The organism is Streptomyces sp. CB02058 (genome assembly GCF_001905505.1).
In the GTDB taxonomy this organism is placed as follows: domain Bacteria; phylum Actinomycetota; class Actinomycetes; order Streptomycetales; family Streptomycetaceae; genus Streptomyces.
In genome coordinates this window covers 670938-693668 of the sequence record NZ_LIPG01000005.1, presented here as the reverse complement: position 1 = coordinate 693668, position 22731 = coordinate 670938, and the positions used below count along the sequence as shown (strand labels likewise).

The 22731-nt window shown below is 70.7% G+C and carries 18 protein-coding genes and 4 tRNA genes; 11 read left to right on the top strand and 11 right to left on the bottom strand.

The genetic code is table 11. The features are described from left to right. Positions 1-230 precede the first annotated feature (230 nt). From AMK10_RS28000 to AMK10_RS27980, 5 genes are all read right to left on the bottom strand, one after another. Entirely contained in the window at positions 231-2486 is a 2256-nt protein-coding gene (locus AMK10_RS28000; protein WP_198959800.1) for a DEAD/DEAH box helicase, read from the bottom strand. Positions 2487-2695: 209 nt separating this feature from the next. After that, the gene (locus AMK10_RS27995; protein WP_073750927.1) at positions 2696-3256 is read right to left on the bottom strand and encodes a hypothetical protein; all 561 of its coding nucleotides are present in this window, start codon (positions 3254-3256) and stop codon (positions 2696-2698) included. Positions 3257-3382: 126 nt separating this feature from the next. Then, positions 3383-3760, bottom strand: a complete 378-nt coding sequence (locus AMK10_RS27990) for a fluoride efflux transporter FluC (RefSeq protein ID WP_073750925.1) — start codon at positions 3758-3760, stop codon at positions 3383-3385. Next, entirely contained in the window at positions 3757-4182 is a 426-nt protein-coding gene (locus AMK10_RS27985) for a fluoride efflux transporter FluC (RefSeq protein WP_073750923.1), read from the bottom strand. Before AMK10_RS27985 ends, AMK10_RS27990 begins: the two co-directional genes overlap by 4 nt. Next, positions 4179-4532, bottom strand: coding sequence for a metallopeptidase family protein (locus tag AMK10_RS27980; protein WP_015578045.1), 354 nt, complete (start codon positions 4530-4532; stop codon positions 4179-4181). The genes AMK10_RS27985 and AMK10_RS27980 overlap by 4 nt, the downstream gene beginning before the upstream one ends. Positions 4533-4655: 123 nt before the next feature. Here AMK10_RS27980 and AMK10_RS27975 point away from each other — a divergent pair, with 123 nt between their 5' ends. From AMK10_RS27975 to AMK10_RS27960, 4 genes are all read left to right on the top strand, one after another. Beyond that, the gene (locus AMK10_RS27975) at positions 4656-6191 is read left to right on the top strand and encodes a metallophosphoesterase (protein WP_073750921.1); all 1536 of its coding nucleotides are present in this window, start codon (positions 4656-4658) and stop codon (positions 6189-6191) included. 80 nt (positions 6192-6271) lie between these two features. Next, positions 6272-6344: transfer RNA gene (locus AMK10_RS27970), tRNA-Glu, on the top strand. Positions 6345-6383: 39 nt separating this feature from the next. After that, positions 6384-6458: transfer RNA gene (locus AMK10_RS27965), tRNA-Asp, on the top strand. Positions 6459-6480: 22 nt separating this feature from the next. Next, positions 6481-6557: transfer RNA gene (locus tag AMK10_RS27960), tRNA-Phe, on the top strand. 52 nt (positions 6558-6609) lie between these two features. Here AMK10_RS27960 and AMK10_RS27955 read toward each other — a convergent pair. Both AMK10_RS27955 and AMK10_RS27950 read right to left on the bottom strand, forming a co-directional pair. Then, the gene (locus tag AMK10_RS27955; protein ID WP_073750919.1) at positions 6610-7452 is read right to left on the bottom strand and encodes a cytochrome c biogenesis CcdA family protein; all 843 of its coding nucleotides are present in this window, start codon (positions 7450-7452) and stop codon (positions 6610-6612) included. After that, positions 7449-8210, bottom strand: a complete 762-nt coding sequence (locus AMK10_RS27950; RefSeq protein WP_073750917.1) for a DsbA family protein — start codon at positions 8208-8210, stop codon at positions 7449-7451. The genes AMK10_RS27955 and AMK10_RS27950 overlap by 4 nt, the downstream gene beginning before the upstream one ends. 360 nt (positions 8211-8570) lie before the next feature. Here AMK10_RS27950 and hrpA point away from each other — a divergent pair, with 360 nt between their 5' ends. From hrpA to AMK10_RS27935, 3 genes are all read left to right on the top strand, one after another. Next, on the top strand, positions 8571-12491 hold the full coding sequence (gene hrpA / locus AMK10_RS27945) for an ATP-dependent RNA helicase HrpA (RefSeq protein WP_073750915.1): 3921 nt from the start codon (positions 8571-8573) through the stop codon (positions 12489-12491). A 116-nt stretch (positions 12492-12607) separates the two neighbouring features. Further along, positions 12608-12682, top strand: a tRNA-Asp gene (locus AMK10_RS27940). Between the two features lie 142 nt (positions 12683-12824). Then, positions 12825-13136, top strand: coding sequence for a DUF6274 family protein (locus AMK10_RS27935; RefSeq protein WP_079180889.1), 312 nt, complete (start codon positions 12825-12827; stop codon positions 13134-13136). Positions 13137-13686: 550 nt separating this feature from the next. On the opposite strand, the gene bldC is transcribed toward AMK10_RS27935, so the two are convergent. Together bldC and AMK10_RS27925 are read right to left on the bottom strand one after the other, a co-directional pair. Continuing rightward, positions 13687-13893 (bottom strand): developmental transcriptional regulator BldC, encoded by a 207-nt coding sequence (gene bldC / locus AMK10_RS27930; RefSeq protein WP_003949541.1) that lies wholly within the window; start codon positions 13891-13893, stop codon positions 13687-13689. 660 nt (positions 13894-14553) lie between these two features. After that, complete coding sequence (locus AMK10_RS27925; protein WP_073751071.1) at positions 14554-15399, bottom strand: hypothetical protein; 846 nt, start codon at positions 15397-15399, stop codon at positions 14554-14556. Positions 15400-15577: 178 nt separating this feature from the next. Here AMK10_RS27925 and AMK10_RS27920 point away from each other — a divergent pair, with 178 nt between their 5' ends. After that, positions 15578-16660 (top strand): Leu/Phe/Val dehydrogenase, encoded by a 1083-nt coding sequence (locus tag AMK10_RS27920; RefSeq protein WP_073750913.1) that lies wholly within the window; start codon positions 15578-15580, stop codon positions 16658-16660. Between the two features lie 346 nt (positions 16661-17006). Beyond that, positions 17007-17264 carry a DUF3073 domain-containing protein gene (locus AMK10_RS27915; RefSeq protein WP_073750911.1) on the top strand — a complete coding sequence of 86 codons (258 nt, stop codon included), beginning with the start codon at positions 17007-17009 and terminating at the stop codon, positions 17262-17264. A gap of 153 nt (positions 17265-17417) precedes the next feature. Here AMK10_RS27915 and purM read toward each other — a convergent pair whose 3' ends face one another. Both purM and purF read right to left on the bottom strand, forming a co-directional pair. Next, the gene (gene purM, locus AMK10_RS27910) at positions 17418-18491 is read right to left on the bottom strand and encodes a phosphoribosylformylglycinamidine cyclo-ligase (RefSeq protein ID WP_073750909.1); all 1074 of its coding nucleotides are present in this window, start codon (positions 18489-18491) and stop codon (positions 17418-17420) included. A 60-nt stretch (positions 18492-18551) separates the two neighbouring features. Then, the gene (purF, locus tag AMK10_RS27905) at positions 18552-20078 is read right to left on the bottom strand and encodes an amidophosphoribosyltransferase (RefSeq protein ID WP_073750907.1); all 1527 of its coding nucleotides are present in this window, start codon (positions 20076-20078) and stop codon (positions 18552-18554) included. A 686-nt stretch (positions 20079-20764) separates the two neighbouring features. Between purF and AMK10_RS38755 the strand changes: the two genes are divergently transcribed. Continuing rightward, entirely contained in the window at positions 20765-20857 is a 93-nt protein-coding gene (locus AMK10_RS38755; RefSeq protein WP_354006217.1) for a putative leader peptide, read from the top strand. Between the two features lie 207 nt (positions 20858-21064). Next, the gene (locus AMK10_RS27900) at positions 21065-22519 is read left to right on the top strand and encodes a sulfatase family protein (protein WP_073750905.1); all 1455 of its coding nucleotides are present in this window, start codon (positions 21065-21067) and stop codon (positions 22517-22519) included. The last annotated feature ends 212 nt before the right edge of the window (positions 22520-22731 follow it).

Here is a 22731-nt window from a genome sequence, read left to right as displayed (position 1 = left end):
GCTGTCGTCGGAACTCGACTGTTTCCGGGCGCACTTGGCCGCCCGTACCTGCCCCCCGGCACGTACCCCCCACGCGAGTGGGGGGATCGTAACAGGAACCCCACAGGAACCGGGGTCGCGTTTCGAACCGGTTCAGTGGCCCGGGGGTCCTGGCAGCTCACGCACAACGCCGCAGGGCCCGTACGGCACCGGAGTGCTGTACGGGCCCTGCGTCAGTCGGTCAGCGACGGTCAGCCGTTGCGCTTCCAGCGCGGCTTGTCGTCGCGGCGGCCGAAGGTACCGGTGCCGGTACCCGTGCCGGTGCCACCGCGGTGGTCGTCACGGCGGCCGGTCGGACGGTCGCTGCCACCGGAGCGGAAGCCGCCCGAGGGACGGTCGTCACGACGGTCGCGGTTGAACGGACGGTCGCTGCCGCCGGAGCGGAAGCCACCGGAGGGACGGTCGTCACGACGGTCGCGGTTGAACGACGGACGGTCGTTGTCACGACGCTCGAAGGAACGGCCACCCCGGTCGTCACGACGGTCGCCGCCGGAGCGGAAGCCACCGGAGGGACGGTCGTCACGACGGTCGCGGTTGAACGACGGACGGTCGTTGTCACGACGCTCGAAGGAACGGCCACCCCGGTCGTCACGACGGTCGCCACCGGAGCGGAAGCCACCGGACGGACGGTCGTCACGACGGTCGCGGTTGAACGACGGACGGTCGTTGTCACGACGCTCGAACGAACGGCCACCCCGGTCGTCACGACGGTCGCCACCGGAGCGGAAGCCACCCCGGTCGCCACCGCGGTCGTTGCCGCCGCGGTAACCGCCCCGGTCGTTGCCGCCACGGTCGTCACGGCGGTTGAAGTTGCCCCGGTCGTCGCGACGGTCGTCACGCGCGGCCGGCTGCTCGGGGACGGACGCCGCGGCGATGAGCGCCGCCTCGGCCTCGGCGGCGGCCTCGGCCACCGCGGTCTCCGGGTCGTCGCCCCGCTCGCGGGCGGCACGGGCGACCAGCCGGTCGGCCTCCTCGCGCAGCTCGACGGCACGGCGCTGGACGCGCTCCAGCTGCTTGGTGAGGTCGGCGGCCTCGCGCTCGGCCTGCTTGGCCGCGTTGTTCGCGGAGTCGGCCTGGACCTCGGTCAGCGAACGGGCACCGGTGATCTCGGCGACCTCGGGCTCGAAGACGCCCGCGCCCTGCACGATGTGGCGCGAGGCGTCGACGCCCGCGTCCTCCATGAGGCGGAAGATCTGGCGGCGCTGGTGCGGAAGCGCCAGCGAGACGACGACACCGGAGCGGCCTGCACGGGCGGTACGGCCCGAGCGGTGCAGGTAGTCCTTGTGGTCGCCGGCCGGGTCCACGTTCAGGACGAGGTCGATGCCGTCGACGTGGATGCCGCGGGCGGCGACGTCGGTGGCGACGAGGGCGTTGACGTAGCCCTTCTTGAAGTCCTCGAGGACGCGGGTACGGGCTCCCTGGGTCATGCCGCCGTGCAGCGCGTCGGCCTTCACGCCGGACTCGATGAGCTGCTCGGCGATGCGGTCGGCGCCCAGCTGGGTGCGGACGAAGATGATCGTGCGGCCCTTGCGGGCGGCGATCGCGGCCGTGACGGGCGCCTTGTCCTTCGGCTTCACGACGAGGACGTGGTGCGACATGGTCGAGACGTTGCCCTGGGCGCTGTCGACCTCGTGGGTGACCGGGTTGCTCAGGTAGCGCTTGACGAGCGTGCCGATCTCGTTCTCCATGGTGGCGGAGAAGAGCATGCGCTGGCCGCCGCCGGGGATCTGGTCGAGCAGCTCGGTGACCTCGGGCAGGAAGCCCAGGTCCGACATCTGGTCGGCCTCGTCGAGCACCGCGACCTGGACGTTCTCCAGGGAGCAGGCGCCGCGGTTGATGATGTCGCGCAGACGGCCCGGGGTGGCGACGAGGACGTCGACACCGCGCTCCAGCGCGTAGATCTGGTTGCCCATCGACGTACCGCCGCAGACGACCTTCATCTTCAGGCCGAGCACGTCGCCGTAGGGCTGAAGCGCGTCCGCGACCTGCATCGCGAGCTCACGGGTCGGCGTGAGGATGATCGCGCGGGGCTTCTTCTTCTCGGTGTGACCGCCGGCCAGCGCGGCCAGGGTCGGCAGACCGAAGGAGAGCGTCTTGCCGGAGCCGGTACGGCCACGGCCCAGGATGTCCTTGCCGGCCAGGGCGTCCGGGATGGTCGCGGCCTGGATCGGGAAGGGGGCCGTCACACCGTTCTGCGCGAGCTTGCGGACGATGCCCTCGGGCAGGCCCAGATCGGCGAAGGTGATGCCCGGCTCGGCGTCCTCGGCGGGAGCGTCCTCGGAGACGACGTCCTCGGCGGCGGGCGCCTCGTCGGCGGCCCGGACAGCCTCGGGGGCCTCGGTCACGACGGCCTCTGCGGCCTCGACGACCTGGGCCGCCTCGATGTTCTCGACGTCGTTCTCGACGTTCTCGGGCATGACGGTGCGGTCAGAACTGGAAATTGACATGCGAAATGCGAAACCTTCCGGAGTCTCGGCACGCGCCCGTAACTCCGTGATTCGCAATTTCGACCGCCTCAATGCGGTCCAGCCACGGCAAGGGAGAGTACGCGCCACACGGCGCTCTTCTGTGTCGGCGCCGGGCAATGGGATCAAACGATCTACTACCATACGCACCCTCCCCCACTTCGCGCAAACCGGGTCCGCCGAGCCCCCGCTCACACCGGCGCGACCTGCGGTGATGCCACCGGGGTCGGCCACACCTCCACCCGGCCCCGCGGCCCCATCGCGTCGGTACGGAACTGAGCGGCCGGCGAGGCCGAGGGCGGCTCCTGAGGAGGCGACGGCTCCGGTTCGGGCGAGGGCGGCGGCGTCTCCGGGGTGACCGGCGGGGGCGTCGGCTCGGCCGGACCGGGCGCGCTGGGCTCCGGGGTGGGCAGGTGGCCTCCCAGGGTCGGTTCCGGCGTACCGGGGCCGCCGGGCTCCGGCCGCGCCGCCCCCGGGGTGGCCGAGGGGCGGCCCGAGGCCTTGCCGTCCGGCTTCCGGGACGCGCCCCGGTCGGACTGCGCCTCCGCGCGGCGGTCGCCGGGGCCGCCGTACCGGCCGGTGCCCGAGACGGTCCCGCCGTCCGGGCGGCTGTCCGATGCCCCCTTCCGTCCGGAGGGGTGCGGAGGCTCGGGCTTCCCGGCGTCGCCGCCGACGCTCATACAGCCTGTGGACACGGCGATCGTCAGCACGCTGACGGCTGCCCGGCGGACGCGGACGGACAACTGGCGCACGGGGTGCACCTCCGGAGCGGAGAGGGACGGCGGTGAGGGGGGAGCGATGTGTTCAACTCCCCTGCCCCCGCCGGGGACACGCCCGGACACAACACCCGCACACGCGCCGGCCCTCCGGCCCGCCCCTCAGGACACCCCGAAACCGCCCATGAGTTCGACACCCAGGAACACCGCCCCGAGCCCCACCAGCAGCGACGCCAGCACATTGGCCGTCGCGAGGAAGCCGCGGCCCGTCTCGGCCAGCCGCAGCGTCTCGTACGAGAACGTCGAGTACGTCGTCAGAGCCCCGCACAGTCCCGTGGCCAGCAAGTGGTGCGCCGGCCCGGACACCGCGGCCCCGGTCAGCAGCCCGAGCAGGAGGCTCCCCGCGGCGTTGGCGGTGAAGGTCCCCCACGGGAACACGTACGGCAGCCCGGCCCCGTGCCGCGCCTGGACCGCACGGTCCGTCAGATAGCGCAGCGGGGCCCCGACCGCGCCCCCGAGGGCGACCAGCAGCCAGTTCACGCCGCACCGCCGGGCCGGCCCGCCGGGAGCCGGTCCACCAGCGCCCGGGTCAGCACCGCCGCGCCCCACACCGCGAGAAGCGCCGCCACAGCGGTCCCCGCCATGTACGCGACGGCCCGCGCCACCTCCTGACGCACCAGCAGGCCGGACACGTCGGCGGCGTACGTCGAGAACGTCGTGAACCCGCCGAGCACCCCGACCCCCAGGAACGGCCGCACCAGCGGACGCGTCACCCGGCCCGTCTCCACGGTCAGCACCATCAGTACGCCGATCAGGGCGCAGCCCGACACATTGACCACGAAGACCGTCCAGGGGAACTCCCCCTCGGCGGCGGGCCAGGCCAGGGACGCCGCGTAACGCGCCGTCGCCCCGGCCGCGCCGCCCGCCGCGACCGCCGCCAGGACCCGCCGGGGCGGGATCATCCGTACCCCAGCTCGTGCAGCCGCTCGTCGTCGATGCCGAAGTGGTGGGCGATCTCGTGGACGACGGTGATCTCCGTCTCGGCGACCACGTCCTCGCGGGTCTCGCACATCCGCAGCGTCGGCCCGCGGTAGATGGTGATCCGGTCCGGCAGCACCCCGGCGTACCACTCGCCGCGCTCGGTGAGCGGCGTGCCCTCGTAGAGGCCGAGCAGCTCCCGGTCCTCGGGGTCCTCCGGCTCCTCCTCCACGAACACCGCGACGTTGTCCATCAGCCGCATCAGCTCAGGCGGGACCCGGTCCAGAGCCAGGCTCACCAGCTCTTCGAACTCCTCGCGCGTCATCTCCAGCACTCCGCCATTGTCACGTACGCACGCCCCGGACGGGCGGCCCCGCCCGTCCTCCCGGCCACCCGCCCGGCCCACCCCGGCCCGTCGGCCCGCATGCCTGCCGCCCGAACGGGGCATACGCGCCCAATGGCACGCCCGTTCCACGCCGCAGCCGCCCATGTCCGCCGCCTCCGCCGCTCCCGCTCGCGTACCGCCGCCCCGGCAGGCGGACTCGTGCCCGCCGCGCACCCCTGGAAGCGCGGGTTCGGCCTGCTGGCCGTGGTCGTCCTGGGGGCGTGGCTCGGGCTGCTGGTCGTCGGAAGCGTGCGTACGCCCGTGGGCCCCATGGACACCACCATGACCCTGCGGCCCTCGGTGAGCGGCGGCACGAAGATCAACGTGTCGCCGCTCGGCGCGCTGGAGCTGGACTCCCACCACGCCCCGGTCCGCCTGGACGTGGACGTCGACCAGCTGGACCCGGAGCGCTCGCAGGCCCTGGTCAAGCACCCCGAACGCCTGGCCGGACTCCAGGACGAGGTCACCGACGACGTCGCGACCGGCACCCGTGAGCTGGCCGTCCGCTCCTGCGTGGCCGTGGTCTCCGGCGCCACCGCGCTCGGGCTCCTCGTCTACCGCCGTCCGCGCAGGGCCCTGGCCGCCGGGGGGCTCGCCCTGGCGCTGCTGGCCGCCTCGGGCATCAGCGCGTACGCCACCTGGAACCCGAAGTCCGTCCTGGAGCCGAAGTTCTCCGGGCTGCTCTCCAGCGCCCCCTCGGTCGTCGGCGACGCCCGGTCGATCGTCACGGAGTTCGACGTCTACCAGCAGGAACTGGCCAGGCTCGTCACCAACGTCACCAAGCTCTACGACGCCACGTCCACGCTCCCCGTCTACCAGCCGGACCCGGCGACCATCCGGGTCCTCCAGGTCTCCGACATCCATCTCAACCCCGCCGCCTGGCACATCATCGGCTCGCTCGTCGAGCAGTACGAGATCGACGTGATCATCGACTCCGGGGACACGATGGACCACGGGACGGCCGCGGAGAACGGCTTCCTCGACCCGGCCCGCGACCTCGGAGCCCCCTATGTGTGGGTGCGGGGCAACCACGACTCGAAGGAGACCCAGGCCTACCTGGAGAAGATGAAGAACGTGCACGTCCTGGACGAGGGGAGGGCCGTCACCGTGGCCGGTGTGCGCATCGCGGGCACCGGGGACCCGCAGTTCACCCCCGACCGCACGCGCCCCACGGGCGGCAAGGCGGCCGAGCAGCTCGCGGGCATGCGCCTCGCCTCGGCGATCCGCGACCAGAAGCGGGCGGGCACCCCGGTGGACATCGCGGTGGCGCACGATCCGAACGCGGCCCGGGAGACGGACGGAACGGTCCCGCTGGTCCTGGCCGGCCATGTGCACCACCGGGTCAACGAGCTGCTCCCCCTGGGCACGCGGCTGAAGGTCGAGGGCTCCGCGGGCGGCGGCGGACTGCGTGCCGTGCAGAACGAGAAGCCCGAGAAGGTGCGTGCCTCGGTGCTCTACCTGGACCGCACGACCCGGCATCTCCAGGCGTGGGACGAGATCACCCTCGGCGGCCTCGGCCTGACGACCGCCGAGGTCAGCCGCCATCTGCCGGAGGAGAACCTGAAGACTCCCCCGCCCTCTCCGAGCCCCTCCACGACCTCCCCCTAAACCGTTTTGGCGATACCTCCTGCCATCACATATGCTTCTCACGTCCCCGACGCGCTGGAAAGCGCGCAGGTGGGCCCTTAGCCCTCATCGTCTAGTGGCCCAGGACGCCGCCCTTTCAAGGCGGTAGCACGGGTTCGAATCCCGTTGGGGGCACGCTTTACCGTGTGCGAGACTTGTCTCGCACATTAGCCAGGTCCTGTGGAGCAGTTTGGAGTGCTCGCCACCCTGTCAAGGTGGAGGCCGCGGGTTCAAATCCCGTCAGGACCGCTGCAGCCCGTATGAGCTGCGTGGCTGGGTAGCTCAGTTGGTACGAGCGATCGCCTGAAAAGCGATAGGTCGCCGGTTCGATCCCGGCCCCAGCCACCACCCGAAGGCCCCGTCCACAGGACGGGGCCTTCGTCGTACGCCACCCGCCGGCTCAGCCCGTTCCCGCCCGGCCGTTACGCCGCCGCCGTACCGCCTGCACGGTCAGCCCCACCAGCACCACGGCCACCAGGGCCATCAGCGCCGCCGCGTCCGGCACCCGTTCCCCGAGGCGCTGGGCCCACTGCTCGACGGCGAACGAGGCGTCCGCGTCCAGCAGTCCGGGCAGCGCGGCCGACCCGTCGTACACGAGGAAGAGCGCGCCGAGCCCGATGAACAGGAGGCCGGACAGGAGCGAGGTGCTGTGCAGTCCGAAGCGGCCCACGTGGAGCGGCCTGCCGCGCAGCCAGGCCCGGTGGCCGAGGTCGAAGCGTTCCCAGAGCAGGGCGAGCACGAACAGCGGCACGGCCATGCCCAGCGCGTAGACGGCGAGCAGCAGCCCTCCGTAGACGGGGCTGCCGCTGACCGCCGCCACCGTGAGGACGCTGCCGAGGATCGGGCCCGCGCAGAATCCTGCCAGCCCGTGCACCGCGCCCAGGGCGTACACGGACAGCGCGGTCGTGGGCCGGATACGTCCGCCGACCGCCGCGATCCGGCGGGAGGCGAAGCCCAGGCCAAGGATCTGGGCGAGGCCGAGGGCGATGATCAGCCAGCCCGCGCCGAGCACGAGCGCGTCCCGGTGGCCGTGGAGGAGCCGTCCGGCGTACGAGCCGGCCGCGCCCAGCGGGACGAGGGTGGTGGCGAGCCCGGCGTAGAAGATCCCCGTACGGGCCAGCAGCCGCGAGGCGGTGCCGGCGGAGTACGCGAAGAAGGCCGGGAGCAGCAGGGCGCCGCATGGGCTGAGCAGGGCGAGCAGACCGCCGAGCAGGGCCGCGAAGTAGCCGATGTCCGGGGTCACTTCGCGGGGTCCCCGGCGCTTCCGACGTTCGCGGCCTCCGCCGCCGCGGACTCGATGGCCTGGGTGAAGACGGCCGTCGGCTGCGCTCCCGCCACGGGGTGGCCGTTGATGAGGAAGGACGGGGTGGACGTGGCGCCGATCCCGTAGGCCTGGTCCCGGTCGGCGCCGACCGCCGCGTTCGCCTCCGCGCTCTCGGTGTCGCGCGCGAAGCGGTCCAGGTCCTTCACCCCGGCCTGCTGGGCGAGGACCCGCAGACGCGCCGGGCCGAAGCCCTTCTCCTTGGCGTCCTCGGCGTAGGCGGCCCGGTGGAAGGCCCAGAAGCGGTCCTGCTGTCCGGCGGCCCAGGAGGCACGGGCGGCGGCCTCGGACTCCTTGCCGAAGATCGGGAAGTTGCGCCACTCGATGCGCAGGGTGCCGTCCTCGACGTACTTCTCGATCAGTTCGGGTTCGGTGTCCCGGGCGAACTTCCCGCAGTAGGAGCACCGGAAGTCGGCGTATTCGATGAGGACGACCGGGGCGTCGGTGCGGCCCCGGGCCAGCTTGTCGTCCGCGTCGCGCCTGGCCAGTTCCGCCAGCTGCCGGTAGAGGTCGGAGTCCGGGCCGCTGGTCGTCACGGTGGCCGGAGTACCGGAGCCCTGGTCCTCGGGGGCGGTGGCCCGGTAGGAGACGAAGCCGAGCAGCCCGGCGGCGATCACGACGACGAGGCCGAGGAGGACCGGTTTCTTCGCGGAGGACGAGGGACGGGTGGGCGTGGGCATGCGGCGCTCCGTGCGAGTGCGTGGGGGGAGGGGAGGAGAGACGCGGGGTCCGCCTGCACCCTCGGCACGGAGAGTTCGGCGGCTGCGGGTATGCCCCGGGACATGGCACCGCCTCACGTGGGGACCGGGTGATCAGCTGCCCGGAATAGTACGTCCTGTCACCACGCCATCCCGTTCGGTGACCACCGTCGTGGCGGACCGGTGGCGGGGAGCGACGCGTCCACGGCTGGACGTGACCGGGCCCGCGGGTGGACGTGACCGGCCGGCGGCTGGACGTGACCGGCCCGCGGGTGGGCGTGACAGGGCCCGCGTGAAATGCGTTCGCCACTCCTCGCGCCCGGGTGAGATCCTGGGGTCCGTATGTCTACTTCCTTCGCCGATCTCCAGTCCCAGCTCGGGCAGCTCTCGCTCCGCGACGCGCACCGGCTCGGCCGCCGGCTCGAGGGTGCCCGACGCATCCGTAAGCCCGAGGCCCGCCAGTCCGTTCTGGACGAGATCTCCGCCGAGGCAGGCAAGGCGTCCGAGCGGCTCGCGGGCCGCGCCTCGCGGATGCCCGCTCTGTCGTACCCGGAGCAGCTTCCGGTCAGCCAGAAGAAGGACGAGATCCTGGAGGCGATACGCGACCACCAGGTCGTGATCGTCGCGGGCGAGACCGGCTCCGGCAAGACCACGCAGATCCCCAAGATCTGCATGGAACTGGGGCGCGGTGTCCGGGGCATGATCGGGCACACCCAGCCCCGCAGGATCGCCGCGCGCACGGTCGCCGAGCGCGTCGCGGACGAGCTGAAGACCCCGCTCGGGGAGGCCGTCGGCTGGAAGGTGCGCTTCACCGACCAGGTGAACCCGGACGCGACCTTCGTGAAGCTGATGACGGACGGCATCCTGCTGGCCGAGATCCAGACGGACCGCGAGCTCCTCGCCTACGACACGATCATCATCGACGAGGCGCACGAGCGTTCGCTGAACATCGACTTCCTGCTCGGCTATCTGGCCAGGCTGCTGCCCAAGCGCCCCGATCTGAAGGTCGTCATCACCTCGGCGACCATCGACCCGGAGCGCTTCGCCAAGCACTTCGGCGAGGCGCCGATCGTGGAGGTCAGCGGGCGTACGTATCCGGTGGAGGTGCGCTACCGCCCCCTCCTGGAGGAAAACTCCTCGGACTCCGACCGGGACCAGATCACCGCGATCTGCGACGCGGTGGACGAGCTGGACCACGAGGGCCCGGGCGACGTCCTCGTCTTCCTCTCGGGCGAGCGGGAGATCCGCGACACGGCGGACGCGCTGAACAAACGCAACCTCAGACACACCGAGGTGCTCCCCCTCTACGCGCGCCTCTCGCACGCCGAGCAGCACCGCGTGTTCCAGCGCCACACCGGACGCAGGATCGTCCTGGCGACGAACGTCGCGGAGACCTCGCTGACCGTCCCCGGCATCAAGTACGTGATCGACCCGGGCAACGCCCGCATCTCGCGCTACAGCCACCGCACCAAGGTGCAGCGGCTGCCGATCGAGCGGATCTCACAGGCCAGCGCCAACCAGCGCAAGGGCCGCTGCGGCCGTACGTCGGACGGCATCTGCATCCGGCTGTACTCCGAGGACGACTTCCTGACCCGTCCGGAGTTCACCGACCCGGAGATCCTGAGGACCAACCTCGCCTCCGTCATCCTCCAGATGACCGCGGCCGGCCTCGGCGACATCGAGAAGTTCCCCTTCATCGACCCGCCGGACCACCGCAACATCCGCGACGGCATCCAGCTGCTCCAGGAGCTCGGAGCGCTCGATCCCGGCGAGAAGGATCCGAAGAAGCGCCTCACCCCGCTGGGCCGCAAGCTCTCCCAGCTGCCCGTCGACCCCCGCCTGGCCCGCATGGTCATCGAGGCCGACAAGAACGGCTGTGCCCGCGAGGTCATGGTCATCGCCTCGGCACTCTCCATCCAGGACCCGCGCGAGCGGCCCTCGGAGAAGCAGACCCAGGCCGACCAGAACCACGCCCGCTTCAAGGACGAGACGTCCGACTTCCTGGCGTTCCTCAACCTGTGGCGCTACGTCCGGGAGCAGCAGAAGGAGCGCGGCTCCTCCAGCTTCCGCCGGATGTGCAAGCAGGAGTACCTGAACTTCCTGCGCATCCGTGAGTGGCAGGACATCTACTCCCAGCTGCGTACGGTCGCCAAGCAGATGGGCATCGAGCTCAACGACCAGGACGCTCCCGAGCAGGCGGTGCACACCTCGCTGCTGGCCGGGCTGCTGTCGCACATCGGGCTGAAGGACACCGAGAAGAACGAGTACCTCGGTGCCCGCAGCGCCAAGTTCGCGATCTTCCCGGGCTCCGCGCTGTTCAAGAAGCAGCCGCGCTTCGTGATGTCGGCCGAGCTGGTCGAGACGTCGAGGCTGTGGGCGCGGGTCAACGCGAAGGTCGAGCCCGAGTGGATCGAGCCCCTCGCCCAGCACCTGCTGAAGCGCACCTACAGCGAGCCGCACTGGGAGAAGGACCAGGCCGCGGTCATGGCGTACGAGCGGGTCACGCTCTACGGCGTGCCGATCGTCGCCCAGCGCAAGGTCAATTTCGGCCGTATCGACCAGGAGGCGTCCCGCGATCTGTTCATCCGGAACGCCCTGGTCGAGGGGGACTGGCGCACGCACCACCAGTTCTTCCACGACAACCGCAAACTGCTCGGCGAGGTCGAGGAGCTGGAGCACCGCGCCCGGCGCCGCGACATCCTCGTGGACGACGAGACGCTCTTCGACTTCTACGACCAGCGCATCCCCGAGCACATCGTCTCCGGCGCGCACTTCGACTCCTGGTGGAAGCACAAGCGCCGTGACGAGCCCGACGCGCTCGACTTCGAGCGCTCGATGCTCATCAACGAGAAGGCCGGGGCCGTCACCAAGGACGACTACCCGGACTCCTGGCGCCAGGGGAAGCTCAAATTCCGGGTGACCTACCAGTTCGAGCCGGGCGCGGACGCCGACGGTGTGACCGTCCACATCCCGCTCCAGGTGCTCAACCAGGTCACCTCCGAGGGCTTCGACTGGCAGATCCCGGGCCTGCGCGAAGAGGTGGTCACCGAGCTGATCCGCTCGCTGCCCAAGCCGATCCGCAGGCACTACGTCCCGGCCCCGAACTACGCCACGAAGTTCCTCGACCGTGCCGTCCCCCTCCAGGAGCCCCTGCCGCTCACGCTCGCCCGTGAGCTCCAGCGGATGGTCGGTGTGCCCGTCACGGCCGACGACTTCGACCTGACCCGCATCCCGGACCATCTGAAGATCACGTTCCGGATCACCGACGAACGGCGCCGCAAGGTCGCCGAGGACAAGGACCTGGAGGCGCTGAAGATCCAGCTGCGCCCCAAGGCGCGCCAGGCCCTCTCCAAGGCCGCGGCCGCCACCGCGGGGCCCTCCGGCGAGTCCGTCGAACGCTCGGGGCTCACCGACTGGACGATCGGCACCCTGAACCGGGTCTTCGAGACCCGGCGGGCGGGCCAGCCGGTGAAGGCGTACCCGGCCCTCGTCGACCAGGGCGAGACCGTGGCCGTACGGCTCTTCGACACGGAGGCAGAGCAGCAGCAGGCGATGTGGCGCGGCACCCGGAAGCTGATCCTGCTGAACATCCCGGTGAACCCGGCCAAGTTCGCCTCGGACAAGCTCAGCAACCAGCAGAAGCTGGCGCTGTCCCGCAATCCGCACGGCTCCGTCCAGGCGCTGTTCGACGACTGCGCGACGGCGGCCGCCGACCGGCTGATCGCCGCGCACGGCGGCCCGGCCTGGGACGAGGCGTCGTTCCGGAAGCTGTACGACAAGGTCCGCGCCGACCTGGTGGACCTCACCGTCCGCACGATCGGCCAGGTGCAGCAGATCCTGGCGGCCTGGCAGGCGTGCGAGCGCCGGCTGAAGTCCACGAACAGCCTGGTCCTGATCAACAACGTCACGGACGTACGGGACCACCTCGCCCGCCTCGTGCCGCCCGGCTTCGTCACCGCGACCGGACTGCGCAGGCTGCCCGACCTGATGCGCTACCTCGTCGCGGAGGACCGCCGGCTCCAGCAGATGCCGACGAACGTCCAGCGCGACACCACGCGCATGGAGAAGGTCCACGAGATGCAGGACGAGTACGCCTGGCTGCTCGAACAGCTCCCGCAGGGACGGCCCGTGCCCCAGGAGGTCCTGGACATCCGCTGGATGATCGAGGAGCTCCGGGTGAGCTACTTCGCGCACGCGCTGGGCACCGCCCAGCCCGTGTCGGACAAGCGGATCGTGAAGGCGATCGACGCGGCGGCACCGTGAACGGGCCCTCCACCGGGCCGTAGTGGCGTCCGCACGCTGAGTGAGTTCGACCTGGCCCCGGGACCTCCTGTAGAGTCTGTCTTCGCAGCCAGCCGCAAGGCCGGAAGCGAAAACCTGGTCCTGTGGAGCAGTTTGGAGTGCTCGCCACCCTGTCAAGGTGGAGGCCGCGGGTTCAAATCCCGTCAGGACCGCAGTAGACGAAAGCCCGGATCCCCTGGATCCGGGCTTTCGTGCGTCTTGACGCGGGCGCGCGCCGCGAGTAACTCCGTAGGACGGAGTCCGCCCCTGTTTCCCTCGACGCGGGGCGGCCGGGTCCACCGGGAGGCCGCACGCATGCCTGCGCCCACGGAAAGGCACGAGACCCGCGCGCTGCTGCGCGCCCATCTGGCGGCAGCTTCCGGCTACCGCCACCTCACCCGGCACTGCCCGATCTGCCATCGCCTGCTGCGGCTCGCCATGGAGCCCCTGACGGCCCCACAGGCGCCGTACAGGTCGCAGGAGCCCCGCACGGCGGACGATCCGCCGCCGGCCCCGGAGACCGCCGCCGAAGCCCCCGCGAGGGAGTGGGGGGCGAAGACCGGCCCGCACCCCTCTCCGGGTGAGCCGGAGGAGCCGGAGAAGGACCAAAGCCCTCCCGCCGCATGACCAACTGCCCCGCCCGGCCGCCTTCGCACAGTGGCAGGCTCGTAGGTGGCACGCCACGCCACTGTGACGGGAGTCACTCCATCAGTTTTGGACAGGGTGGACTTTACGCACTTCCTACAACTGACGAATTTAATATGTGCAATTGCACTGCTCTCACGTACATCCCGGGCCGTTCCGCCCGAGCCGGCCCACGACGCCAGGGAACCGGGCGAACAGTCCCGAACAGGCCCGCCCACACCCGCACGCGGACATCCCCGCAAACCGACCCGTCGGCAGGTTCGGGCAGCCGTCCGGGCCCTTTCGGGCACTCCTCGGGCATCCGGCGCCCGGCACACGCCCCGGGGACACCTCCGGCACGCCCCCGGGATGCCCCCGGGCATGAAAAATCGCGCTGGACCCGGCGGAGTCCAGCGCGATTCAACGACGTACCCGCATGTCACAGGCATGGCGCCCGTTGGGGCAGGCGCCCGTCGTATGGAGCTATGAGTGGGAACACCAAGGGTTGGGGGACCCTTCAGTTCCCTGTTGTGGCTGCGGCGACAGGGGTGTGTCAGGCCTCGCTGCGCTGCTGCGGAATACCCGCAAGCAGTGCGCGGACCTCTGCCTCGCGGTACCGGCGATGTCCACCGAGCGTGCGGATGGACGTGAGCTTGCCAGCCTTTGCCCAACGGGTGACCGTCTTCGGGTCCACGCGGAACATCGTGGCAACCTCAGCCGGGGTCAGCAGCGGCTCGGCATCAGGGGTGCGAGCGGTCATGAGCGGCCTCCTCGGGAGAACCGAACCTTCTCGGTTCTTTCCTCTAAATTCTGCACCTTGACCCGCGTTGCCCGAAATGGCGGACGCGGGCCGAGTCGGTTATAGGACGAACGGCTTGTCCTCGGCACTACAACTACACCATCCGTCCAGCCACGTCGGCCAAACCGATGGAATTGCCCTCCCAGGTGTTCATCAGCGACGGAAGCCGATGGACCATGCCATAGCGGACAGTCACGCCCCAGTAACGATCAGTCACAGGACAACCAGGAGTCGTCAGAAGTCGTCAGACCCCCCATAGCGTGCAATGCGGAGCATTCCGCCCATAGTTGGACGGACAGAGCCCTCCCCGGACTCCTTGTCCTATTTTGGCATGAGGAGTAGGGAAGGGCGCAAGGGCCCCGTTAGTGCTATCCATCACGCTTGAGGCAAAGGCCCGGTTCGGGACGTAGGTCCCGCGCCACATGGGCCACTTCCCGCCTCGCCTGTCACACGCGTCACACCCGGCGGCGGTTCACGGCCCGTCAGATCCCCTCAGGGCATCTCCGTTCACCTCCGCCGCGCTTCCTCGGCGCCCGCAGATGTCGGACACCTCACACGGTGTACCTTCCCTGCCGATAGCGCCTCTATGCGGCGGTGCGTTCCGATTCACACGGCTTCGGGCTAGTTGGAGGACTGCAGGTCCCGTACGGCTCGCCATCGCTCGGCGAGACGGCCGTACGCCACACCCGCCGCATCGGTGTCCCCGGCGCGCAGGGCGGCGATGCCCTCGGCCACGTCCGCGGCCGAGCGGTCGGCCGCGAGCCGCTCACCGCTGAGCGCGTGCACCAGGCCGCCGTAGTCCAGCTCCACCAGGGCGCGGGGATGGAACTCCTCCAGCCAGCGTCCCACCTCCACGAGCCCCTCGGTCAGCGGCCCTTCGTCGACGGTCTCCCGCAGGGTCCGCAGCGCCCTCGCCAGCCGGCGCCTGGCCTGCACCATCGGCGTCCGGTAGCGCATCAGCGCCCGGCCGCCGCCGGCACCGGCGGCGACGTACTCCCGCTCGTCGTCGTCGAAGAGCACGAACCAGCGCACCGGTACGTGCCACACCGTGGTCCTGATCCAGGGACGGGCGTCCGGGTTCCGCTCGGCCCACCGCTCGTAGTCCGCAACCGCCTGCCCCCGCACCACCGGAGGCAGCACCGCGTCGAGCACGGTGGCCGAAAACAGACCCCCCAGTTCGCTCAACGCCATCCATCCGCGCATCCGGGTCCGCCACGGGCAGACGCAGACCACGCCGTCGACCAGCGCCACGAAGGCGTCGTCGCTCTCGTGCACCGGAACCGCGACCGGGGGTGTGGGAACCAGGTCCGCCAGCGAGCGACGCAGTTCGTCCTGGGCCGTGGGGAGCTCGGAGCGCTGGGCATAACGCGTCCAGTGACTCCGCTCCGGTTCCCGGAAGGCGGCGAGCGGCTCGTACACCCGCAGGTAGGACGCGTAAGGGACGAGCACCGAAGACACCACCGACATGCGGTAGATCGTGTCACGCCGGTACTCCACAGGGGGGTGATCCGGTGCAGTGGAACAGATCTACGTGCCACGAGGACTTACGCTCTTGCCCAGTCGGACCGGCCGGGTGCCGGCCGGTCCGCGGCCCTCCCCACCTTCAGGAGGGTCATCCGCCGCTTCGTACTTGGGAGTCACCACAGTGACCGATGTGACCGACGGCGTCCTGCGCACCCTGTTCCACTCGGATCAGGGGGGCCACGAGCAAGTCGTGATCTGCCAGGACCGTGCCACCGGCCTCAAGGCCGTCATCGCCCTCCACTCCACCGCCCTGGGCCCCGCCCTCGGCGGCACCCGCTTCTATCCGTACGCCTCCGAGGAGGAGGCCGTCGCGGACGCGCTGAACCTCTCGCGCGGCATGTCGTACAAGAACGCCATGGCCGGCCTCGACCACGGTGGCGGCAAGGCCGTCATCATCGGCGACCCGGAGCGGATCAAGACCGAGGAACTGCTCCTCGCCTACGGCCGGTTCGTGGCCTCGCTCGGCGGGCGCTACGTGACCGCCTGTGATGTCGGCACCTACGTCGCCGACATGGACGTCATCGCCCGGGAGTGCCGCTGGACCACCGGCCGCTCCCCCGAGAACGGCGGCGCCGGCGACTCCTCGGTCCTCACCGCGTACGGCGTCTTCCAGGGCATGCGCGCCTCCGCCCAGCACCTGTGGGGCGACCCCACGCTGCGCGGCCGCAAGGTCGGTGTCGCGGGCGTCGGCAAGGTCGGGCACCACCTGGTCCAGCACCTGCTGAGCGACGGCGCCGAGGTCGTGGTGACCGATGTGCGCGAGGAGTCCGTACGCCGGATCACCGATCTGCACCCCCAGGTCTCCGTGGCCGCGGACACGGACGCGCTGATCCGCACGGAGGGCCTGGACATCTACGCCCCGTGCGCACTGGGCGGCGCGCTCAACGACGCGAGCGTGCCCGTGCTCACGGCGAAGGTGGTGTGCGGCGCGGCCAACAACCAGCTCGCGCACCCGGGCGTGGAGAAGGACCTTGCCGACCGATCGGTTCTGTACGCACCCGACTACGTGGTGAACGCCGGTGGCGTGATCCAGGTGGCCGACGAGCTCCACGGTTTCGATTTCGACCGGTGCAAGGCGAAGGCGTCGAAGATCTTCGACACCACGCTGGCCATATTCGCACGTGCGAAGGCGGACGGGATTCCGCCGGCCGCGGCGGCCGACCGCATCGCCGAGCAGCGGATGGCCGAAGCCCGACGTCGCTGACGCGTCACCGCACCGTCGGCCCCCCGTCACCGGACCGTGCGTCCGGCCCGGTGACCGGGGGCCTCCGCACGGCCGGGGGACGGTCCGCCGGCCGTGGGGAGACAAGACTCACTCCGGTCGGCGGGTCGGCCGTCCACAAGAGGTTAAAATCGGGTGTGACCAGCGAGGACGGGCTCCTCCGCGGTCCTGCACGGAGGCACGTGATGCGGGCGGCGTACCGTATGGCCGAGGAAGCAGGTACCGTTAAAGCCACGGGCGCGGTCTCTCTGCTGAGAGTCCGTCCTGAAACATGAACGCGTGTCAAGACTCTGGGGCCGTCGAGCCCCGTCACCGAGGGGGTCGAGCCATGGGGCGCGGCCGGGCAAAGGCCAAGCAGACAAAGGTCGCCCGCCAGCTGAAGTACAGCAGCGGCGGGACTGACCTGTCGCGTCTGGCCAATGAGCTGGGCGCATCGCCTTCGAGTCAACCACCGAACGCCGAGCCGTTCGAGGACGACGACGAGGAAGATGACCCGTACGCACAGTACGCGGATCTGTACAACGACGACGAGGACGCGGACGAGGACGAACAGTCCGGTCCGTCGTCACAGCGCCGCGGCGCTTGACCTCGCGCTGACACATCGACCCGGTCCGGGCCTGCCCGGACCGGGTTCTGTGCTGTCCCGGTCCGGAACGGACGGAGCCTGCGGGACCATGGGCCACGCGGCACTCCGGCCGCCACCGGCCCGCCGAAGTGCCGGGCCGGTGGTGACGGTGTCCTACCGTGCGTAGCTTCCGGTCAGCTCGGCGCCCGTGGCGTGGTCCCCACGCTCGGTGATCTCACCGGCGACCCAGGAGTCGACACCCCGGTCGGCCAGCGTCGTCAGCGCCGCGTCCACGGAGTCGGCCGGGACGATCGCGATCATGCCTACGCCCATGTTGAGCGTCTTCTCCAGCTCCAGCTGCTCGACCTGTCCGGCCTTGCCGACCAGGTCGAAGACGGCGCCGGGCGTCCAGGTGGCACGGTCCACGGTGGCGTGCAGACCGTCCGGGATCACCCGGGCCAGGTTGTTGGCCAGGCCGCCGCCGGTGACGTGGCTGAAGCCGTGCACCTCGGTCGTGCGGGTGAGTGCCAGGCAGTCCAGGGAGTAGATCCTGGTGGGCTCCAGGAGCTCCTCGCCGAGCGTCCTGCCGAACTCCTCGACCTGGCGGTCGAGCGTCCAGCCGGCGCGGTCGAAGACCACATGGCGCACGAGCGAGTACCCGTTGGAGTGAAGACCGGAGGACGCCATCGCGATCACGGCGTCACCCTTACGGATACGGTCCGGGCCCAGCAGCCGGTCGGCCTCGACCACGCCGGTGCCCGCACCCGCGACGTCGAAGTCGTCGGCGCCCAGCAGACCCGGGTGCTCGGCCGTCTCGCCGCCGACCAGAGCGCAGCCCGCCAGGACGCAGCCCTCGGCGATGCCCTTCACGATGGCCGCGACACGCTCGGGATGCACCTTGCCGACACAGATGTAGTCGGTCATGAAGAGCGGCTCCGCGCCGCACACGACCAGGTCGTCGACGACCATGCCCACGAGGTCGTGGCCGATGGTGTCGTACACGCCCATCTGCCGGGCCAGGTCGACCTTCGTGCCGACGCCGTCGGTGGCGGAGGCGAGCAGCGGACGCTCGTAGCGCTTGAGCGCCGAGGCGTCGAACAGGCCGGCGAAACCGCCGAGGCCGCCGAGGCCCGCGACCTCGGGCCGCTGCGTCTTCTTCACCCACTCCTTCATCAGCTCGACGGCACGGTCACCGGCTTCGATGTCGACGCCCGCCGCAGCGTAGGAAGCACCTGTTGTCTCAGACATTGCCCGGGTTCTTTCGTGTGGGAATACGGGGCTGGTGGGGAAGTGGCCGGTCGGTCCGGGTCACGGACGACGCAGCGCGTCGGCCGCCGCGGTGGCGGCGGGGCCGGCCGCCAGCTCGGTCTCCAGCAGCTGCTTGCCGAGCAGCTCCGGGTCCGGGAGCTCCATCGGGTATTCACCGTCGAAGCAGGCGCGGCACAGGTTCGGCTTGGCGATCGTCGTCGCCTCGACCATCGCGTCGAGCGAGATGTACGCGAGCGAGTCGGCCCCCATGGAGGTGGCGATCTCGTCGACGGACATGCCGTTGGCGATCAGTTCGGCGCGCGTCGCGAAGTCGATGCCGAAGAAGCAGGGCCACTTCACGGGCGGGGAGGAGATCCGGATGTGGATCTCGGCGGCGCCCGCCTCGCGGAGCATCCTGACCAGGGCGCGCTGGGTGTTGCCGCGGACGATCGAGTCGTCGACGACCACCAGGCGCTTGCCCTTGATGACTTCCTTGAGCGGATTCAGCTTGAGACGGATGCCCAGCTGGCGGATGGTCTGTGAAGGCTGGATAAAGGTCCGGCCGACGTAGGCGTTCTTGACCAGTCCGGACCCGAACGGAATTCCGCTCGCCTCGGCGTAGCCGATGGCCGCGGGGGTTCCGGATTCCGGCGTCGCTATGACCAGATCGGCGTCGACGGGGGCCTCGGCCGCCAGCTTCCGGCCCATCTCCACACGGGAGAGGTAGACGTTCCGCCCGGCGATGTCGGTGTCGGGGCGGGCCAGATAGACGTACTCGAAGACACAGCCCTTGGGCTTCGCTTCTGCGAAGCGGGAGGTGCGGAGACCGTTCTCGTCGATGGCGACGAGCTCGCCCGGCTCGATCTCACGGACGTAGCTGGCGCCGCAGATGTCGAGGGCGGCGGACTCGGAGGCCACCACCCAGCCACGCTCCAGCCGGCCGAGGACCAGCGGGCGGATGCCCTGCGGGTCGCGGGCGGCGTAGAGGGTGTGCTCGTCCATGAAGACGAGCGAGAAGGCGCCCTTGACCTCGGGGAGCACCTTTGCGGCGGCCTCCTCGATGGTGAGCGGCTTGTCATTCTCGTCCCGCTGTCCGGCGAGCAGGGCGGTCACCAGGTCGGTGTCGTTCGTCGCCGCGACCTGGGTGGCGCGACCGTCCTTACGGGGAAGGTCGGCGACCATCTCGGCGAGCTGGGCCGTATTGACCAGGTTGCCGTTGTGACCCAGGGCGATCGAGCCGTGCGCGGTGGCACGGAACGTCGGCTGCGCGTTCTCCCACACCGAGGCACCGGTGGTGGAGTAGCGGGCATGACCGACCGCGATATGGCCCTGGAGCGATCCCAGAGACGTTTCGTCGAAGACCTGCGAGACCAGTCCCATGTCCTTGAAGACCAGGATCTGGGACCCGTTGCTCACTGCGATGCCCGCGGACTCCTGTCCACGGTGCTGCAGGGCATACAGTCCGAAATAGGTGAGCTTGGCGACCTCTTCGCCCGGAGCCCAGACACCGTAGACGCCGCAAGCGTCCTGGGGGCCTTTTTCTCCGGGGAGCAGGTCGTGGTTGAGTCGTCCATCACCACGAGGCACGGCACCGAGTGTAGGCGAGATCGACCACCGGTCCGAATTGGGTGACCGCCCGACAGGGGTCCTTCGACCGGTGCGGCCGTGCCTCCGGGGCTGTTTCCACAGGTACCGCGGGCTGTTCGGTTCGATCACTCCGGGTGATCATGGCCCGTTCCCGTCTCCGTGCTCCGGACCCCCGCAGGACGTTCGTTGCGGGGATGTGCGGCGGTTACCGGGGGGTCCGGGGCCCCGGCGGTCCGGCGCCCGTGCGGAGGCTCTCGTGGCGCTCGGTGAGCCGGGGCCGGATGCGGGCGAGGGGTTGCCGAACGCTCGTTTCGTGTCGAGCCTCACACCGGGCGGCCCGTGCGGGGAGGTCCGCGGACCGCCGCGGAGGGCCACTCGGCCGGTCCGGAACGCTCTTGGTCCGGTCCAGGACCGGCCCGCGATCCCGGTCCGTGGACCACGCGAGCCGGCGGGGGCGGATCGCGCGAGCCGTTACGGGCGTTGCCGAGGGGCCGGGTCCGGGCTGGGCCGCGCGAGCCGGTGGGGGCGTCGGCCGGGGTGCGGGTCCGGGCTGGGGTGCGGGTCCGGGCTGGGGTGCGGGTTCGGGCTGGGCCGCGCTCCCATGGCGGTGTCCGGTCCCGGGACGGGCGTCCGTACTTCGAGATCACCGTTGACACGGTCATGGCCTGTTGGCAGGCTCCTGCCTCATGCAGCCCCTCGGTGATCATTCGGTCACGCTCGTGGAGCGCCGCCACGTCGATCTGGGACGTGTCGCGAGCGCCATCTGTCGCCGCGCCTGAGCTGTCACGCTCCTGGGCCCTTCCCCGGCCTCGGTAGAGCTTCCGCTCCGCAGAACTCCCGTTCCGCGGAGCTTCCGTTCCACCCTCCTTTCCGCCCGCTCATGACCGGGTGCGCGTCCGCGTACGCCCGTCTCCGGCGGGTTCCGTCGTGCCCCTCTCCCTCGCGCACCGCTCCTTCCGGCGCCCGAGGCCCGCCCAGGAGACCTCATGCCCTCTCGTGATTCGAACGTCAGTACGGACAAGTCCCCCGATGTGCCGCTGAGCCGCCGCGCCTTCACCGCGGCCGTCGGCGCGACGGCGGCCACCGCCGCCGTCGGGATACAGGCAGCCTCTCCGGCAGCCGCGGCGGCCGGGGAGGCGACGCGGGAGCAGCCCTTCCGGGCCGCCCGCGGCAAGCACGCCCGCCGCCCCAACATCCTCTTCATCCTCGGCGACGACCTCGGCTGGGCGGATCTCTCCTCCTACGGCGCCCCGCACATCCGCACCCCCAACCTGGACGCGCTCGCACGGCAGGGCGTCCGCTTCACGGATGCCTACTCCGGGTCCGCGACCTGCTCCCCCACCCGGTTCAGCCTCTACACGGGCCGCTACCCGGGGCGTACGAAGGGCGGGCTCGCCGAGCCCATCGCGGACAAGTCCGTCGGCCTCGAACCGACCCACCCGACGCTGGCGTCCCTGCTGCGCGGCGCCGGTTACTCGACGGCGCTGATCGGCAAGTGGCACTGCGGCTACCTGCCGGACTACAGCCCGACCAAGTCGGGCTGGGACGAGTTCTTCGGGAACTTCGGCGGGGCGCTGGAGTACTACTCGAAGCTCGGCCTGGCCGGGGAGTACGACCTGTACGAGGGCGACGCCGAATACAAGGACCTGCGCTACTACACCCGGGTCCTCACCGAGCGCGCGAGCGAATACGTGCAGCGCGACCACGAGAAGCCGTGGCTGCTCAACCTGAACTTCACCACCCCGCACTGGCCGTGGATCGCCGACGGCGACACGGAGGCCAGCGCCGAGATCGTCCGCCGGATCAAGGCCGGCGACAGGTCGGCGCTCTGGAACGCCGACGGCGGCTCGGTCGAGAAGTACACGGAGATGGTCGAGGACCTGGACCGCTCGATCGGCCAGGTGCTGAAGGCCCTGAAGCGATCGGGCCAGGAGGAGGACACACTCGTCTTCTTCGCCAGCGACAACGGCGGCGAGCGCTTCTCGTACAACTGGCCTCTGTCCGGCAACAAGAGCTCGCTCCAGGAGGGCGGCATCCGGGTCCCGTCGGTGCTGCGCTGGCCCGCTCGCATCAACGGCAACCAGGTCAGCGACCTCCCGGTGTTCTCGCCCGACTGGACGGCGACCCTGCTGGAGCTCGGCGGTGCGCGGCCCGACCCCGCCTACGCCCTGGACGGCGTCAGCCTCGCCGGATACCTGCTGCGGGACGAGAGGCCGAAGGAGCGCGACCTGTTCTGGCGGGTGCGCGGCGAGCGGGCGCTGCGGCGCGGCGACTGGAAGTACTACAGGGGGAAGAGCGGGGCCGACCAGCTCTTCCAGCTGAGCGAGGACCAGCGCGAGCAGGCCGACCGGGCGAAGGCCGAGCCCGAACTGCTGGCCGAGCTGCGGGCGTCGTGGGAGAAGACGAACGCGGGCCTGCTCCCGTATCCGACGGCCTCCTGAGCCACCCGTCCCGGGGCGCCCGGCCCCTGGGACGGCCGGGACCGGGGACGGCCGGGACCGGGGACGGCCGAGGACCTGGGCTGCCCTCGGCGTCGGTCAGCCCCGGCCGGCCCAGTTCCGGGCGGCCGGGGCTGCCCGGAACTGAGACGGGCGGCCCGGTCCGGGCCGAGCGGGAGCACCCGGGGCGCCCCGGGTGCTCCCGCTCGCCTCCG